Consider the following 17,359-nt stretch of genomic DNA (forward strand, 5'->3'; position numbering starts at 1 on the left):
AAGGATATCGTAGCTTCATGTCGAAATAAAAGCAGGGTAGACATCAGTCTTCCCTGCTTTTTGCTATTTCTTTGTCGGTTGATTTGAAAACGCTTCTGTAATTTTCTTTTGCTCATGGTAATATTTTGCATGTGTTTGTTGAAATAAATGATCGAACATATGCCCAACCTCTTGCTCTAACACCTTAATTCCCTCACCTGTAATACCTCCGGGAACACATACTCGCTTCTGTAAAGTAGGTAAGGTGTAATGCCCCTGCTCAAGTAAACGCCCCATCCCAATGATCATATTTGTCGCTAGAAAGGTTGCATCTTCTTTCGTGATTTCCGTTTGCCGAACAGCTCCATCAATAAATTGTTGAAGTAAATAACTAAAAAAGGCCGGTCCACAGCTGACGATATCAGATGATACGCGCGTAATATTCTCATCGATTTCAAGTGGTTCAGAAAAGTGATTCATAAACGCATGAATCTGAGCTCGATCCCCTTCATTGCAACGTTCTCCATAGCTTATTAAGGTTGAACCGGCAAGTGCACGATTTAATATGGTTGGAATGATTCGTGCTACTTTACAATCAAGCTTAGCTTCAATTTGTTTAACAGATATGGGACTTGTAATGGAAATGAATAGTTGGTCTTGCGTACAGATAGGTTCCATTTCGTCTATCACATCTGCAAATTGAAGAGGCTTTACACAGACAAAGATATAATCAGAGTGCTTAACCACATCTGAGATGGTCTCGGCTACATTGATTTTTGTAAATCGTTTCTTGGCATCTAATACTTTTTCTTTCGATCGATTAACGACCGTGATCTGATCTTGAGTGACCGCACCAGATTCGAGAAATGATTCAAGTAGAATCTCTCCCATGCTACCAAGTCCAATGATGCCAATCCTCATTAAGAATCCCTCCTTCTCCAAAACATCCTGCAAGATTATCGTTATCACAAGCGTATGAAGAAGGAGTCCAAAGTATGTGTGATTATTATTCGGACTTTGTTAAGTAGTCTCGTACCATGTCAATTGTAACTTCCTTACGAGGAGGAAAATGATACGTAGATGCAATGTTGTTCATTTCTTTTGTAATGGAATTAATTTCATGAACGGAAACATGCAGCCCTTTTTTTGCATCTTCTAACACGCGATCGATCGCTTTTTCTCTCTTCTTATCAAGTGCTAGAAATTCTTTTTGAGCTTTGCGGTGATTAGATACTTGCTTAGCAATTTGTAAATGAACGCTCATCTTTGGTGTCGTCCTTTCTATTGGAGGTTGATCAATTGAAAACAAATTGGCAAAATCATTCACTTGTTGTGATTTTAACCATTATTGCTCTTATTGTAAGTGTAGTGTTATTTCTCCATTTTCGCAATACAGGTATGGAAGAAACTGAGCTCGAGTGGAGTTTTGCAAATGATGATACTGAAGAACAAGAAACACAAAATGAGGTGACCGAACCTCAATCCGTTACAATTGATGTAAAAGGAGCTGTTCACTCGCCTGGAGTGTATCAATTAGATGCAGGAAGTCGTGTCCATCAAGCTATTGATGTTGCTGGTGGTCTGACGATAAATGCTTATGGTGATGGAATTAATCTTGCTCAAATTTTATTTGATGAAATGGTTGTCTACGTCCCGGAAATAGGGGAGGCGGAGGATGGTGGGACGATTGAGGTGGTAGGGCCTGCTATAGGGAGTGTGGGAGGTGATGGGAAGATCTCCTTAAATAAAGCGACACAATCTGAATTTGAAACGCTGCCTGGTATTGGACCTGCTAAAGCTGAAGCGATTATTCAATATCGGGAGGAGCAAGGTCGCTTTGACAGTGTTGAGGAGTTAATGAATGTTTCTGGCATTGGCCCAAAGTCGTTTGAAAAACTTCAAGATCAAGTAACCGTTCAATAAGTAATTGACGCGGCTTGTCTTTTTTCTCTACACTAGTAGTTATGAATAACTGTTGGGAGTGGAGAGAATGGAACGTATTTCGTGGGATCAGTATTTTATGGCGCAAAGTCACCTGTTAGCTCTGAGAAGCACATGTACCCGTTTAATGGTAGGTGCAACAATCGTCAGAGAGAAGCGAATTATTGCAGGGGGGTACAACGGCTCTGTTTCAGGAAGCGATCACTGCATTGATAAAGGTTGCTATGTGGTGGATCATCATTGCATCAGAACCATTCATGCGGAAGTGAATGCACTCTTACAATGTGCAAAATTTGGCGTTCCGACTGAAGGAGCCGAGCTTTATGTGACTCATTTTCCGTGTGTACATTGCACGAAATCGATCATTCAAGCGGGAATTAAAAAAGTCTTTTATGCGACTGATTACAAAAATCATCCGTATGCCCTTGATTTATTGAAAGAAGCTGGGATTGAGGTGGCTCAGGTAGTTCTAGATCAGCCAGTTCTTGATATCCATCAACAAGAGAAGCAAGCGTTAACAGAACAATTACTAACGAAATTAAAAGATAGTGGCATTGATGAAGCTGAATTTGAAGACCTACAAGGTCAGGTGACTTCCTTATACCGTACAAAGCCGTAAGGGAGAGGTGCTCATGCTCTACAGTGTAATCGTAGTCATGTCTGCGATGCTCGGTCTCGTATTTATCTTAAGAGGGCCGAGCTTCTTTTTTTATGTAGCCATTATTTTATTGTTGATCTATCTCCTCGTTCATGCAAAGCATTTTAGGGTCAATGGGATGATCGCCGTGTTGGTGTTTTCTCTATATGCAGGGTTTGCCTGGATCGCTGAATCTAGCAATACAACGCACTTAAAAGCGGGAGAACAACAAATCGAAGGTCATATTCACTCTCTTGTGAAAATAGATGGAGATGCGATTGCGCTGAAAGTAAAAAGTGTACATGGTGAAATACTTCAATTGCATGGCTTTATCGAAAGTGAACAACAGCAAGCTCAACTTAAACAACTCCTACCTGGAGATCGATGTATCTTTACGGCTACGCTTTCCCCTCCGTCCTCTCCTACCAATTTCTATCAATTTAACTACAAACAATATCTTTATCAGCAACAAATTCATTGGGTCCTCACCCCTGAATTACAGAAGCTGAACTGTGTGCGAAGTGAGAAGTCCCTTTTCTATCGTCTCCAAACCTTTAGAGCGCATCAAATAAAACGAATAGAAGAGCTCGTGCATCCTGATGCGTCTGGCATCATCATCGCCTTAGTGTTCGGGGAGAGGATGTATGTAGAACAAGATGTTCTCGAAGCTTATCAACGGTTAGGGATCATTCATCTCCTTGCGGTATCAGGGCTTCACGTTGGTCTTATTATTGCGGCAATGTACGGCCTCTTTATTCGAATAGGTCTTACCCGAGAGAGAACGCTTGAGAGTCTTTGTCTGTTCTTACCTCTATACATCATCATCGCTGGAGCGGCACCCTCGGTGATCCGAGCTTCATTAATGACTCTTATTGTGATGGTGTTTCTTCGCTTCAAATGGAATATTCCGCCGTTATTTGCTATTGCTATCGTATTTTTAGTTTATTTAGCGCTCAATCCCTACGCGCTCTTTCAACTAGGTTTTCAATTATCCTTTCTTGTCTCCTTTTCTCTGCTAGTCTCGGCTGAGGTGATTAATAAACGCTATTCTAGCTGGCTGGCTAAGTTAGTTGCTGTTACAATCCTTGCGCAACTTGTCTCCCTTCCACTATTGCTCAACCACTTTTATCAATTTTCTCTCCTCACTTTATTAGTGAATATCCTCTATATTCCGTTTATCTCGTTTATTGTCTTACCACTAAGCTTTTTAGGGGTACTCATGCAAAATGTAATCCCTATTGAATTAAATCTTCCTATTCAGTTAGTAACAGTTCTCATTCCCCCAGTCCATCATGGCTTGGTGCAGCTTGATGCGATCGAACTGTTTAACCTCATTACAGGGAAACCACATTCGATTCCGTTCATTCTATATTTTCTTGTTACGTTAATTGGATTGTTGGTAGGGGAAAGCGGGAAGGACAGGTGGTGGATTGTTCCGCTTGTTGGATATGCAATGGTAGCAGGTGTGCAGTGGACTGTACCTATATGGACAAAAGAGGCTATTGTGACGATGCTGGATGTCGGGCAAGGGGATAGCTTTGTTATTGAGCTCCCGAGGCGTGGTGAGGTGTATGTGATTGATACAGGTGGTACTATTCGTTTTAATCAAGGGGAGGAATGGCGTTTGCGGCAATCAAATTACGATGTTGGACGAGAGGTCGTATTGAGTTATTTAAAAGCCAAGGGGATCCGTCGAATTGATAAGCTCATTCTTACACATGGACATATGGATCATATAGGTGGAGCAATAGCATTGGTAGGAGAAGTGGCGATTGATCAGCTTTTATATAGCGCAGGAGAAGTAGAAGGAGAGTTTGAAAAGCTATTATTAAGGGAATTACAGCATAAAGGGACTGAAATTATATTTGTAAAAAAAGGCAATCGTTGGACCAGTTATGGTTCACAATTTGCTGTCCTCTCTCCACAAGGTCATGAGCAAGGCTTAAATGATCGATCGATTGTGCTCTATGCTGACATTGAAGGCGTAAGCTTTTTATTTACAGGTGACCTTGAAGAAGAGGGGGAGCGACGTTTGCTCAACACATACCCTGATTTATCAGTCGATGTGTTGAAAATAGCTCATCATGGTAGTAAAACATCCACTACTGATAACTTCCTCCTACAGCTTCAACCCTCATTTGGTTTGATTTCGGCAGGACGAAACAACCGCTTTAATCACCCTCATATTGAAGTGACCGAGCGTTTAGATGAACAACATGTGAAGATAATACGTACTGATAAACATGGAGCCATTCAGCTTTATGTAAAGAATGGTTCAATGAAGATGCATGCGACAGAATATAAAAAAGCAGAGTAGCAAGAATCCTTGCCCTCTGCTTATGTACCAATGGTTGGTACGGTTCATGCCTGTTCTTCTTCGGCTTAAAATGCTGAGAATACATCCACAATTGAAGCGATGATAAAAATCGTTGCAAAAAAGCCAAAAGAAACAACAAAGGCAACACCAGAATCGATCGCATCATTACGTTTACTTTGTACGTCTTTTTCAAAATGATTCATCTGGCACCCCTCCTTTATTCAACTTTTAGTATAAGCCAAGCTGTAAAAAAAAGCTATACGGATTCCTCAAACATTTATCCTGAATTACGAAATGTTCAATAATTTGTTTAAGTTCGGAGTGATCTACCTTCATTGTAAAGAGTTGTCACCTATAGTTTCCGTTTGCATAGGATATCATAACTAGTGAAAGCGGTCATGATTATCGTCATGAACGAGGCTTCCCGGGATCTTGGATCATGACGTTTATCATAAATGGGGGTTTGGCACTTGGGGGCTAAACCCCTTTCTCTATTTTCACTTGCTAAAGACGGCTTTTTTTTCTAAGCTAAAGACAGGCATGGAGATGGTTGTCGTATCTCACTAGATAGAATATCCAATAATGGATGAGAATATTGCATGAAAATAGGGGAATGAGCGCATGAATTATTTGCAAGCAAAAAAAGAATTGAAGCAAGGGAAGGTCTCGCCGGTATATTTTATTTACGGCACTCAAGCCTTTTTGATTGAAGATTTCACCCAACATCTTTTAAATCAAGTGATTGGTCAAGATGGGTCTGATATGAACGTGATTACATATACTTTTTCTGAAACGCCGATTGAACTTGCTGTACAAGAAGCAGAGACGATGCCATTTCTAGGGACTAATAAAGTCGTGATTGTAAAAGATTTCCACGCTGTCACCAGTCAGAAAACAGATTCGAAAATTGAGCACGACTTAGATGTGCTCACTCAATATATTGAGAACCCATCTCCTGAGTCTACATTGGTTTTAGTTGCCCCTTATGAAAAATTGGACGAGCGTAAAAGGGTGACAAAACGTTTAAAAAAGGAAGCTACCGTTATTGAAGCGATGCCTTTTGATGATCGTATGATGAAGCAATGGATTGAGGAACAAGCTACTACAAAAGGAATACAAATTACAAAAGAGGCATCTGAAAGACTTGTCGAAAGGCTAGGGTTTGATCTGCTTATGCTTGCAGGTGAACTTGAGAAAATGGCTTTATATGTTGGGGAAGAAGAAATTACAGTGGATGTCGTTGAATTACTTGTAGCGAGAACGCTAGAACAAGATGTGTTTGCGCTAATCGACTTTGCTGTGAAAAAGCGTTTAGACGAGGCACTTGTCATTTATCATGATTTGTTAAAACAAAAAGAGGATCCGTTAAAATTATTAGCGTTACTTGCCCGTCAGTTTCGAATTTACTATCAAGTAAAAGGATTAAGTAAACAAGCTTATTCACAAAAACAAATTGCTACACAATTGAAATTGCATCCCTATGTTGTAAAGCTAGCAAGTGCAAAAGTGAATCAATTTAATGAGCGGACATTGCTGACATTCTTAGAAGCGTGTGCCGATACGGATTATGCGATTAAGTCGGGGAAAATTGATAAAGTACTAGCCCTCGAATTGCTACTGATGAAGATGACTCAAAAAACAGAAACCAAATAAAAAAACGACTCCGAGGAGTCGTTTTTTTACTTCAATTATGCAGAAAGACCGTTAAGCTTTTTAGCTAGACGAGACTTTTGACGTGAAGCTGCATTTTTATGAATAAGACCTTTGTTTGCTGCTTTGTCAAGCTTTTTAGAAGCATCAACGAATGCTGCTTCAGCGTTTTCTTTCTCACCAGCTTCAACTTTAGTTTCAAAGTTTTTGATAGCAGTACGTAGAGCAGATTTCACAGCGATGTTTTGCGCACGACGTTTGTCGTTTGTTTTCACACGTTTGATTGCAGATTTAATATTTGGCATATCTTTCACCTCCTGGTTAAACAACGATTGTCCTCTTTTGTAACCAGTCCATCTTCTATGTTATGAACGGTTTCGCATCCTTTATTCAAGGCAGTGACGACACCCGTTGGTATCATCAATACAACAATCTGCATTCTATCAAAAACAACGGATAAATGCAATAGAAAGAATGAAAACAAAACGCAAGGGAAACACTGAGGATAAGAGTTGAAAGAGGAGAGTGATTCGTTTGTCTGAGGAATTAAACCTTGAAAAGTATCAAATTCGCACTGATTTAGCGATTGAAGCTCATCAATTAGCGGTAGAGGAAGAAGAGAGAAAAGCTCCTGAAGAGGAAGAAGCAAAAAATGTTAGTGGAGTTCAAATTGAAGAAGAAACCATTGATGAAGTAAAAGTGACAAAAGTGATTATTGATGAAGTCGGAGCAAAACGTCTTGGCAAAAAACAAGGCTCTTATTTGACATTTGAATCGCAAGGTATCCGTCGAAAGGATACAGACATTCAAGAAAAGATGGAACGAGTTTTCGCCAATCAATTTCACCAATTCATGACTGATATTGGCATCAAAGAAGAAGATACATGCCTTGTTGTAGGACTTGGAAACTGGAATGTGACACCTGATGCGCTTGGCCCTATTGCTGCTGAGAATCTGCTTGTCACTCGCCATTTGTTTGAGCTAGCACCAGAGCAAGTGCAAGATGGTTATCGTCCAGTCAGTGCTGTCACACCTGGCGTAATGGGTCTAACAGGAATTGAAACGAGTGATGTGATCTTCGGAATTATAGAAAAAACAAAGCCAGACTTTGTGATTGCCATTGATGCACTTGCTTCACGATCTATCGAGCGAGTCAATGCAACAATTCAAGTATCAGATACCGGTATTCATCCAGGAAGCGGTGTCGGTAACAAGCGTAAAGATTTGAGTAAAGACACATTAGGAATTCCAGTGATCGCGGTGGGCATTCCGACAGTGGTGGATGCTGTTTCGATCACGAGCGATACGATTGATTATGTGCTGAAACATTTCGGGCGTGAAATGAGAGAAGGGAATGCACCTTCACGCTCACTTGCACCTGCTGGCATGACATTTGGAGAAAAGCGCGTCTTAACAGAGGAGGATCTCCCCTCTGATGAAAAAAAACAGACGATTATGGGGATGATTGGCACACTTCCAGAAGAAGAGAAGCGACAATTAATTCGAGAGGTGCTATCGCCGCTTGGACATAATTTAATGGTGACCCCAAAAGAAGTTGATGTGTTTATTGATGATATGGCAAACGTCATCGCCGCAGGGTTAAATGCTGCCCTTCATCGTAAAGTAAACCAGGATAACGTCGGTGCCTATACGCATTAATAAGAGAACCCTTCCGCTATGTGTGGAAGGGTTCTGTTGTGTTGATCGACATGGGATGAGGGTGAAGCGCGCTCATATATAAGTCCTATCGCACATAAAAAAATGCGTTCGCACATATTCACGAAATGGCGCACATAAATCACAAGAATTCGCACCGATATCAGTTATCTCGCACATACCCCCGGAAAAAGCGCTCATATAACAAAAATCCCGCACATAACGAACCCAAACTCCAATCTCCTTTCTTAAGCAAATCCCTCCAGCTAACATATGGTTCTAAACATCCCGCTCGCCGCATAAACCTCCACTATCAGGACTTATTTCTAACGCAAAGTCGCATGGACAAGCAAAAGGGAAAGGATGAGAGGATGCGTAGACGGGGATTTCATGGTTTTACCGTTAAGATGAATCGGACGAGCTTAAAGCGTCTAGCAGCGCTAATCATAGTAGGTGTGATGTCCCTTTTTATATTTACTGGTGTGCTTACATCATTTGAACCGGGTTATGGAATGGCCTCATCGTCGGTTAATCAATGGGCAAATGGACTAGAGGGGGCAGATTTTGTTCATCTCCTCGGTATGGAGAATCAATATTTCAAGCAAGCACTGCCACCAGATGCTGAGGCGATGAGTGTTTCAGGTGTCGTATTTCAGGTCGCAACAAGCATCAATCCAGATGATCCGCGGAGTCTTCTTGGGAGGGAGCTGCCTGGGTTTTCCTTATTTGATGGCCAAATTATCGTTGCGGGTGAGGGGACTGATTATACGAACTTGCCATTTGAATCTGCCCCACCCTTAGAAGTGATTATGGCTGAGCGTGAAGCAACAAAGGAAAGTCTCGCAAAACTTGAAGAGTTAAAACAAGCTGGAGATGAATTGCAGGGGTCGACAAATGGAAAAAAAGTCGCGCATATTATTCACTCGCATAATACTGAATCCTTTTTACCGGAGCTGAAAACAAATGTCGTAAATGAAGCCTTCCATGGTGAGGTGAATATTACGCTTGTTGGTGAGAAGCTCTCGCAAGAACTTGAAAAACGTGGAATCGGGACCCAGATCGAGACGCGTGATGTCCAAGGTGAGCTCAAAAATCGTGGATGGCAATATGCACAGTCCTATGATGCTTCAAGAGAATATGTAAAAGAAGCGATTGCTCAAAATGATGACTTACATTTTTTCTTTGATCTACACCGTGATACATTATCTCGTGAAAAGACAACGGTTACGATCAACGGGGTAGAGTATGGCCGTACAGTCTTTGTCGTTGGAGGAGATCATTCTAATTATGAACATAATCTTCGCTTAGCAGAGGATCTTCATGACATGCTAGAAGAAAAATATCCAGGCTTAAGCCGTGGGGTTATTTTAAAAGCCGGAAGAGGAACAAATGGAAAGTTCAATCAAGATTTATCAAAGCAATCGATGCTAGTAGAATTTGGAGGAGTTCATAACTCACTTGATGAGGTGTATCGCTCAGCGGAAGCTTTGGCGGATGTCTTTTCTGAGTATTACTGGAACGCAGAAGCAGTTGATGGTGAGGAGACGGTCACATCAGAAGAAGCGGTTGAGACAAGTAAGGTAGAGGAGGAAAAATGATGATAAAAAAGCTGGCTCTTGTGATGACTCTGATAGTAGGTACCCTATTACTTGGTTCGTTGTTCGGTGTGCAACATATGAACGAAGAATTAGGCATTACAAAGCCAGTTCCTCTTGAAATCAAAACGGATCAATCCGATGATAGTGTAAAACCAGTGGTGCAGAGTGGTGCAACGAAGACTCAAGTGGATGCAAAGAGCGAGCTGATTGATAAGAGACAAAAGGCGGAAGATGTGGGGCGGTTTAACTTTTTTTCAGAGCTGGGATCAAATATGGCAGAAGGGGCCAATCGGTTAAGTCGTCTTGCGCTAAGTCAAGTGATGGCGTTTGTGCATGAAGTACTTAACGGAGAGAGTAGGAGCGAGTAGAGCTTCTACTCTTCCTGTTTGTCGATCAAACTTTTGTTGGTGCTTACATCAGCATACGTTCGAATGATGTGGTAGCGATCGCGGTTCACCCCGTCTATGACGTTAGCTAACATCTCTTTTGATCCTACCTCAAGGAGCGAATCTAAGACGAGCATTAATCGTTCAAATTCTTGTTTCGTCACGTATCCACCTCCTTTCCTTTTTCTTATCAGATTATGCAGCAAAAGGGAGACATGCTTGTGAGAATCCCCCTATTTTTGTAAAAAGAATGAGCGCTTGATTTTTAGCTAACTCTAATCTTGTATTGAAGACGGCCAAAACGATTGGTATAATGAGAAATAGTGTATATGGCACGATTTAGTAGGAGTGATCACTTATGAATAATAAAGACCGTTTAGCGCGTCAACAAAAAATCCGTAACTTCTCGATCATTGCTCACATTGACCATGGTAAGTCAACGTTAGCAGATCGTATTTTGGAAAAAACCGGCGCTCTAACAGACCGTGAAATGAAAGATCAAACGCTTGATGCAATGGATCTTGAGCGTGAGCGTGGGATTACAATTAAGTTAAATGCTGTTCAATTAACATATACAGCAAAAGATGGCGAAGAATACATTTTCCATTTAATTGATACTCCAGGACATGTGGATTTTACATATGAGGTGTCAAGAAGTTTAGCAGCGTGTGAGGGTGCTTTATTAATTGTCGATGCTGCACAAGGAATCGAAGCTCAGACCCTTGCGAATGTATATCTAGCCCTAGATAATGACCTTGAAATTCTACCGGTTATTAATAAAATTGACTTGCCGAGTGCTGAGCCTGAACGCGTGAAAAAAGAAGTAGAAGACGTCATTGGTCTTGATGCTTCAGATGCTGTTCTTGCCTCTGCAAAGAACGGGATTGGAATTGAGGATATTTTAGAGCAGGTCGTAGAGAAGGTCCCTGCACCAACAGGAGATCCGGATGCGCCACTAAAAGCGCTGATTTTTGATTCGCTCTATGATTCTTATCGTGGAGTTGTAGCTTACATTCGTATCATTGATGGTACGGTGAAGCCTGGTCAGAAAATCAAAATGATGGCAACAGGGAAAGAATTTGAAGTCACAGAGATTGGTGTCTTTACACCGAAACCAGCAAAGCGTGATGAATTAACCGTCGGAGATGTTGGATTTTTAACAGCGGCGATTAAAAATGTTGGAGATACACGTGTGGGTGACACGATTACAAATGCGGTTAACCCTTCAACGGAGCCGCTTCCAGGGTACCGTCGCATGAACCCGATGGTGTATTGTGGCTTATATCCAATTGATACAAACGACTACAATGATTTACGTGAAGCATTAGAGCGTCTAGAGTTAAATGATGCATCTCTGCAGTATGAGCCAGAGACCTCTCAAGCATTAGGCTTTGGATTCCGTTGTGGTTTCTTAGGACTATTACACATGGAAATCATTCAAGAGCGTATTGAACGTGAATTTGGCATTTCGCTCATTACGACGGCGCCAAGTGTAATTTACAAAGTTCAACTAACAAACGGGGATGATCTTCAAATTGATAACCCGTCTAATATGCCAGATGCACAGAAGGTCGATTTCGTCGAAGAACCTTATGTAAAAGCAAAAGTGATGGTTCCTAATGATTATGTAGGATCAGTCATGGAGCTTTGCCAAGGCAAGCGTGGTATCTTCATCGATATGCAGTATTTAGATGAAAATCGCGTACAGATTGTCTATGAGATTCCGCTTTCTGAAATCGTCTATGACTTCTTTGATCAATTAAAATCGAATACAAAAGGGTACGCATCATTTGATTATGAGTTGATTGGTTACAAGCAATCAAATCTTGTCAAAATGGATATTCTTTTAAATGGTGAGAAGGTTGATGCCTTATCAGTCATTGTTCACCGTGACTCAGCTTATGAGCGTGGGAAGATTATCGTTGAAAAGTTAAAAGAGCTTATTCCTCGTCAACATTTTGAGGTGCCAGTTCAAGCGAGTATTGGACAAAAAGTTATCTCTCGTTCGACGATTAAAGCAATGCGTAAAAACGTATTAGCAAAATGTTACGGTGGAGATATTTCTCGTAAACGTAAACTTCTTGAAAAGCAAAAAGAAGGTAAAAAACGTATGAAGTCTGTAGGTAACGTTGAAGTGCCACAAGAAGCCTTCATGGCTGTTCTTCGTATGGATGAATAAACGAAACAATAACCGCAGGGATTCCTGCGGTTTTGCTTTTACTAGCGAGAGAGGAGGATACATGTGAGAAATGCAGCTTATATTCACATTCCCTTTTGTGAGCATATTTGTCACTATTGTGACTTTAATAAAGTGTTTTTAAAGAACCAACCAGTAAATGAATACATTGAAGCATTACTTGAGGAAATGCGTTTAACAATGAAACAGTCCCCAATCGAGCAGCTACGCACGATCTACATTGGAGGCGGAACCCCAACTGCCTTGTCTGCCGAACAATTGAAGCGCTTGTTCACTGGGATGAGAGAGATTTTGCCGATGGAAGAACTACTTGAATTCACGGTTGAAGTCAATCCAGATAGCAGTGAGGAAGAGAAGTTAGCTGTGATGAGGGAAGCTGGGGTCAATCGTCTTAGTATCGGTGTGCAGTCATTTGAGAAGGATCTTCTAGACCATATCGGGAGAACTCATTCCAGTGATAGTGTGTATGATGCCGTAACAAGAAGTAGACAAGCTGGATTTAACAATATCTCGCTTGATTTAATGTTTGGCTTGCCGCATCAATCTGTGGACCAGTTTATCGACACGATTGAAAAGGCTTGTGTTTTAGGTGTGGAGCATATCTCTGCTTATTCGTTAAAGGTCGAGGAGAAGACGGTGTTTTTTAATCGACAACGAAAGGGCAAGTTAAGCCTACCTCCAGAAGAAGATGAGGTCAGAATGTATGAAGAGTTACAAGAACGTTCGAAGGCCCACGGATTCACCCAATACGAGATCAGTAATTTTGCAAAAACTGGCTATGAAAGTAATCATAATCTCGTTTATTGGAAGAACGAAGAATATTTCGGGTTTGGCGCTGGGGCTCACGGGTATGTAAATGGAGTCCGCCATCAAAATATCGGAACTGTTCCAAAATATATTGATTCCCTCACTAAAGGGGAGCTTCCCTATCTTAGAGAACATATCGTCACCAAAGTAGAGCAAATTGAAGAAGCGATGTTTATGGGGCTAAGAAAATTAGATGGCGTGGACCTTGGTGACCTCTCGACTCGATACGGTGTCGATCTTACGAAACTATATGCTCGCCAGTTAAACGACTTAAGTGAACGTGGTCTACTATCGTATGAAGATAACCGTGTGAAGCTTACAAATGAAGGGCTCCTCTTAGCCAATGAAGTGTTTGAACAGTTTTTAGCGGTCTTAGATGAGCACATGGTAAAAAAAGAAAGTTGATTTTGTGCGTTTTTTGACGTTTTGAAGTTGACAAATCTTGACCTATTTGATAATTTATCATTAGATTTAGCACTCGTTCATGTTGAGTGCTAACAGAGGTGATGAGAGATGTTAACAGATAGACAGTTGTTAATTCTGCACGCCATTGTTGATGATTATATCCGGTCGGCAGAGCCAGTCGGTTCTCGCAGCATCTCTAAGCGAGAAGACATCACATTTAGTCCAGCGACGATTCGAAATGATATGGCGGACCTTGAGGAGTTAGGGTTCTTAGAAAAGCCTCATAGCTCAGCAGGACGTATTCCGTCGCAAAAAGGGTATCGGTATTATGTGGACCATATGCTTATGCCTCATGATCTGACTGATGATGAGCAAGCGGATATTCGGACGATCTTTTCGGATCGGATGCAAGAGATTGAACAAGTGATTCAGCAGTCAGCAAGATTACTATCGAATATGACAAGTTATATATCGATTGTGCTTGGTCCTGAAATGTTTGAGGCGAGGTTACGCTCTATTCAAATTATTCCACTTGCCAAAGGGTCAGCCATTCTCATTTTAGTCACGGATACTGGTCATGTTGAAAACCAAACGATTCAACTTCCTGAATCGATTGATGCTTCAGATATTGAACGTGTAGTCAATATTTTAAATGATCGCTTAATGGGTGTGCCTTTGTTTAAGCTTCGTCAAAAGCTGAATACAGAGGTTAGTAAAGTGATGCGTGCGCATGTAACCAATTATGAGCAAGTCCTTCAATCGCTTCAAACGACCCTAACGACCGATCGCCCTGAGAAAGTGTTTTACAGTGGGAAAACGAACCTCTTGTCGCAACCGGAGTTTCGTGACGTAGATAAGGTGAGAATGCTTTTGAATATGCTTGAAGAAGATCAGATGATGCAACAGATCTTACGAGCACCCCATCAAGGTATTCAAGTGAAGATTGGGCAAGAGAATAACCTTGAGGCCTTTGATTCCTGTAGTATGATTACAGCGACGTACTCAATAGGTGGGAAGCATATGGGGACGATTGGCATATTAGGTCCGACACGAATGGAATATCGACGTGTCATCGGTGTGGTTGACTCTGTTTCAAAAGACTTAACGAAGCTTTTAACGAACTTGTATCAGGAACGTTAATAGTGGTAATATTGTTTTTTAGTGGAAATGATTTTTGTTAAAAGAACAGTTACGTTTTTCGTAGCGTTTTTTAAATAATTAACTGCGACTATAAGCAGGCGACTTGATTTCGGTAGGAGGTGAAACAGATGACTGAAAAAGACACTCACACTTTAGAAGATGAGAAAACAGTTGAAGATACTGAGCAAGATGTGATAGATACTGAAAATGATCAATCATCAGCATCTGAGGAAACAGTAGTAGAAGAGAATGCAAATCCTCTTGAAGCACAAGTAGTTGAACTTAATAATCGTGTGCTACGCCTTCAAGCAGATTATGATAACTTCCGTCGCCGTTCTCGTGAAGAAAAAGAGGCAGCTGCAAAATATCGCTCTCAATCATTGGTCGAAGGATTACTTCCAGTCGTTGATAGCTTTGAGCGTGCGCTTCTTGTTAAACCAGAAGCAGAGGAAACTCAATCGCTTTTAAGTGGGATCGAGATGGTGTATCGCCAATTACAAGAAACACTGAAAAATGAAGGTGTGGAAGTAATTGAAACTGTAGGGCAATCCTTTGATCCTCATTTACATCAAGCTGTAATGCAAGTGACTGAGGAAGGGTTTGAATCCAATCAAATCGTGGAAGAATTGCAAAAGGGTTATAAATTAAAGGATCGCGTCCTACGACCTTCCATGGTCAAAGTAAACGCGTAATCCTTACATAGAGATATTAACTAGGAGGCATATAAAATGAGTAAAATTATTGGTATTGACCTTGGTACAACAAACTCATGTGTGGCAGTAATGGAGGGGGGAGAAGCAACTGTAATCCCTAACCCAGAAGGTAACCGTACAACGCCATCTGTTGTGGCATTTAAAGATGGTGAACGTCAAGTAGGGGAAGTTGCAAAGCGTCAAGCAATCACGAACCCTAACACAATCATGTCGATTAAGCGTCACATGGGTACTGACTATAAAGAAACAATCGAAGGAAAAGAGTTTTCTCCACAAGAGATCTCTGCAATCATCTTACAAAAATTAAAGTCTGATGCAGAAGCATACCTTGGTGAAACAGTTACAAAAGCTGTTATCACAGTTCCTGCTTATTTCAATGACTCACAACGTCAAGCTACTAAAGATGCTGGTAAAATTGCTGGTCTTGAAGTAGAGCGTATTGTCAACGAGCCAACGGCGGCAGCTCTTGCTTATGGTCTTGAAAAAGAAGAAGATCAAACAATCCTTGTATATGACCTTGGTGGCGGTACATTTGACGTTTCAATCCTTGAGCTTGGTGATGGTTTCTTCGAAGTTAAAGCAACTTCTGGTGACAACAAGCTTGGTGGAGACGACTTTGACCAAGTCATCATCGATCACTTAGTAGAGCAATTCAAAAAAGATAACGGTATTGATCTTTCTCAAGATAAAATGGCGATGCAACGCTTGAAAGACGCTGCTGAAAAAGCGAAGAAAGACCTTTCAGGCGTTACACAAACTCAAATTTCATTACCATTCATCACAGCTGATGCAACTGGTCCTAAGCACTTAGAGTTAAGCTTAAGCCGTGCTAAATTTGAAGAGTTATCTTCTGACTTAGTTGAGCGTACATTAGGCCCGACTCGACGTGCAATGCAAGATGCTGGCCTTTCAGCTAGTGAAATCGATAAAATTGTATTAGTTGGTGGATCTACTCGTATCCCTGCTGTACAAGAATCAATTAAAAAGCTTACGGGTAAAGACCCTCACAAAGGTGTGAACCCAGATGAAGTTGTAGCTCTTGGTGCAGCTGTACAAGCTGGTGTTTTAACTGGTGATGTTAAAGATGTTGTTCTTCTAGACGTTACACCACTATCACTTGGTATTGAGACTATGGGTGGCGTGTTCACAAAGCAAATTGAACGTAACACAACAATCCCAACATCTAAATCTCAAGTATTCTCAACGGCAGCAGATAACCAACCATCTGTAGACATCCATGTTCTACAAGGTGAGCGTGAAATGGCTGCTTACAATAAAACATTAGGTCGTTTCCAATTAACAGATATTCCACCAGCACCACGTGGTGTTCCTCAAATCGAAGTTACTTTCGATATTGATGCGAATGGTATCGTTAATGTTAAAGCAAAAGACCTTGGAACAAACAAAGAGCAATCTATCACGATTACTTCTTCATCAGGTCTTTCTGACGATGAGATCGAAAAAATGGTTAAAGATGCAGAAGCGAACGCTGAGGAAGACAAAAAGCGTCGTGAAGAAGTTGAACTTCGCAACGAAGCAGATCAATTAGTGTTCACAACTGAGAAGACACTGAAAGATCTTGGCGATAACGTTGAACAAGAAGAGAAAGACAAAGCTGAAGCAGCGAAAGATAAGCTAAAAGCGGCAATCGAAGCTGACAATCTTGAAGAAATCAAGACAGCGAAAGATGAGCTTCAAGAAATCGTTATGGCTTTATCTACAAAGCTATATGAGCAAGCGGCACAAGCGGCACAACAAGCAGAAGGCGCTGAAGGTGCAGATGCAAATGGACAAGACGATAACGTAGTCGATGCTGATTACGAAGAAGTAAAAGAAGAAGAGAAGAAGTAAGACACGCAGAAAAGTCAAAGTCAGCTCGTATGACTTTGACTTTTTCTACGAGAAGGCATATATTGCTTGGTCTTTAAAGTTC

The 17,359-nt window shown here is 41.1% G+C and carries 17 protein-coding genes; 12 read left to right on the top strand and 5 right to left on the bottom strand.

The window, feature by feature from the left end:
* Positions 1-63 precede the first annotated feature (63 nt).
* Positions 64-900 carry a late competence protein ComER gene (gene comER, locus RYX56_RS01550; RefSeq protein WP_317120382.1) on the bottom strand — a complete coding sequence of 279 codons (837 nt, stop codon included), beginning with the start codon at positions 898-900 and terminating at the stop codon, positions 64-66.
* A gap of 85 nt (positions 901-985) precedes the next feature.
* Complete coding sequence (locus RYX56_RS01555; RefSeq protein ID WP_317120383.1) at positions 986-1,243, bottom strand: DUF2533 family protein; 258 nt, start codon at positions 1,241-1,243, stop codon at positions 986-988.
* A 35-nt stretch (positions 1,244-1,278) separates the two neighbouring features.
* Here RYX56_RS01555 and RYX56_RS01560 point away from each other — a divergent pair, with 35 nt between their 5' ends.
* The 3 genes from RYX56_RS01560 to RYX56_RS01570 all read left to right on the top strand — a co-directional run bounded on the left by RYX56_RS01560 (position 1,279) and on the right by RYX56_RS01570 (position 4,874).
* Positions 1,279-1,902 (top strand): helix-hairpin-helix domain-containing protein, encoded by a 624-nt coding sequence (locus RYX56_RS01560; protein WP_317120384.1) that lies wholly within the window; start codon positions 1,279-1,281, stop codon positions 1,900-1,902.
* 67 nt (positions 1,903-1,969) lie between these two features.
* Positions 1,970-2,539, top strand: coding sequence for a ComE operon protein 2 (locus tag RYX56_RS01565; RefSeq protein ID WP_317120385.1), 570 nt, complete (start codon positions 1,970-1,972; stop codon positions 2,537-2,539).
* 13 nt (positions 2,540-2,552) lie between these two features.
* Positions 2,553-4,874 carry a DNA internalization-related competence protein ComEC/Rec2 gene (locus RYX56_RS01570; protein ID WP_317120386.1) on the top strand — a complete coding sequence of 774 codons (2,322 nt, stop codon included), beginning with the start codon at positions 2,553-2,555 and terminating at the stop codon, positions 4,872-4,874.
* A 65-nt stretch (positions 4,875-4,939) separates the two neighbouring features.
* Here the strand turns inward: RYX56_RS01570 and RYX56_RS01575 are convergent, their stop codons facing one another.
* Positions 4,940-5,077, bottom strand: a complete 138-nt coding sequence (locus RYX56_RS01575) for a YqzM family protein (protein WP_317120387.1) — start codon at positions 5,075-5,077, stop codon at positions 4,940-4,942.
* 418 nt (positions 5,078-5,495) lie between these two features.
* On the opposite strand from RYX56_RS01575, the gene holA reads away from it, so the two are divergent.
* Positions 5,496-6,527, top strand: a complete 1,032-nt coding sequence (gene holA / locus RYX56_RS01580; RefSeq protein WP_317120388.1) for a DNA polymerase III subunit delta — start codon at positions 5,496-5,498, stop codon at positions 6,525-6,527.
* Positions 6,528-6,562: 35 nt separating this feature from the next.
* Here holA and rpsT read toward each other — a convergent pair whose 3' ends face one another.
* Positions 6,563-6,829, bottom strand: a complete 267-nt coding sequence (rpsT, locus tag RYX56_RS01585) for a 30S ribosomal protein S20 (RefSeq protein ID WP_317120389.1) — start codon at positions 6,827-6,829, stop codon at positions 6,563-6,565.
* Positions 6,830-7,058: 229 nt separating this feature from the next.
* On the opposite strand from rpsT, the gene gpr reads away from it, so the two are divergent.
* The 3 genes from gpr to RYX56_RS01600 all read left to right on the top strand — a co-directional run bounded on the left by gpr (position 7,059) and on the right by RYX56_RS01600 (position 10,146).
* Complete coding sequence (gpr, locus tag RYX56_RS01590) at positions 7,059-8,183, top strand: GPR endopeptidase (RefSeq protein WP_317120390.1); 1,125 nt, start codon at positions 7,059-7,061, stop codon at positions 8,181-8,183.
* A 368-nt stretch (positions 8,184-8,551) separates the two neighbouring features.
* A complete protein-coding gene (gene spoIIP / locus RYX56_RS01595; RefSeq protein WP_317120391.1) occupies positions 8,552-9,778 on the top strand; it encodes a stage II sporulation protein P in 1,227 nt (408 codons plus the stop codon).
* Complete coding sequence (locus RYX56_RS01600) at positions 9,775-10,146, top strand: DUF3679 domain-containing protein (protein ID WP_317120392.1); 372 nt, start codon at positions 9,775-9,777, stop codon at positions 10,144-10,146. Before spoIIP ends, RYX56_RS01600 begins: the two co-directional genes overlap by 4 nt.
* A 5-nt stretch (positions 10,147-10,151) precedes the next feature.
* On the opposite strand, the gene RYX56_RS01605 is transcribed toward RYX56_RS01600, so the two are convergent.
* Positions 10,152-10,328 carry a hypothetical protein gene (locus tag RYX56_RS01605; RefSeq protein WP_317120393.1) on the bottom strand — a complete coding sequence of 59 codons (177 nt, stop codon included), beginning with the start codon at positions 10,326-10,328 and terminating at the stop codon, positions 10,152-10,154.
* Between the two features lie 194 nt (positions 10,329-10,522).
* Here RYX56_RS01605 and lepA point away from each other — a divergent pair, with 194 nt between their 5' ends.
* The 5 genes from lepA (at position 10,523) to dnaK (ending at position 17,277) form a co-directional block, all read left to right on the top strand.
* Positions 10,523-12,343: a translation elongation factor 4 gene (lepA, locus tag RYX56_RS01610; protein ID WP_047973861.1), complete on the top strand. Its 1,821-nt coding sequence runs from the start codon at positions 10,523-10,525 to the stop codon at positions 12,341-12,343.
* Positions 12,344-12,406: 63 nt separating this feature from the next.
* Positions 12,407-13,573: a radical SAM family heme chaperone HemW gene (gene hemW, locus RYX56_RS01615; protein ID WP_317120394.1), complete on the top strand. Its 1,167-nt coding sequence runs from the start codon at positions 12,407-12,409 to the stop codon at positions 13,571-13,573.
* Positions 13,574-13,681: 108 nt separating this feature from the next.
* The gene (gene hrcA, locus RYX56_RS01620; RefSeq protein ID WP_317120395.1) at positions 13,682-14,713 is read left to right on the top strand and encodes a heat-inducible transcriptional repressor HrcA; all 1,032 of its coding nucleotides are present in this window, start codon (positions 13,682-13,684) and stop codon (positions 14,711-14,713) included.
* A gap of 128 nt (positions 14,714-14,841) precedes the next feature.
* The gene (grpE, locus tag RYX56_RS01625; RefSeq protein ID WP_317120396.1) at positions 14,842-15,405 is read left to right on the top strand and encodes a nucleotide exchange factor GrpE; all 564 of its coding nucleotides are present in this window, start codon (positions 14,842-14,844) and stop codon (positions 15,403-15,405) included.
* Between the two features lie 36 nt (positions 15,406-15,441).
* Positions 15,442-17,277 (top strand): molecular chaperone DnaK, encoded by a 1,836-nt coding sequence (gene dnaK / locus RYX56_RS01630; protein ID WP_317120397.1) that lies wholly within the window; start codon positions 15,442-15,444, stop codon positions 17,275-17,277.
* Positions 17,278-17,359 lie beyond the last annotated feature (82 nt).

It is taken from the genome of Alkalihalophilus lindianensis (assembly GCF_032843265.1).
GTDB classification, from domain to species: domain Bacteria; phylum Bacillota; class Bacilli; order Bacillales; family Bacillaceae_D; genus Alkalihalophilus; species Alkalihalophilus lindianensis.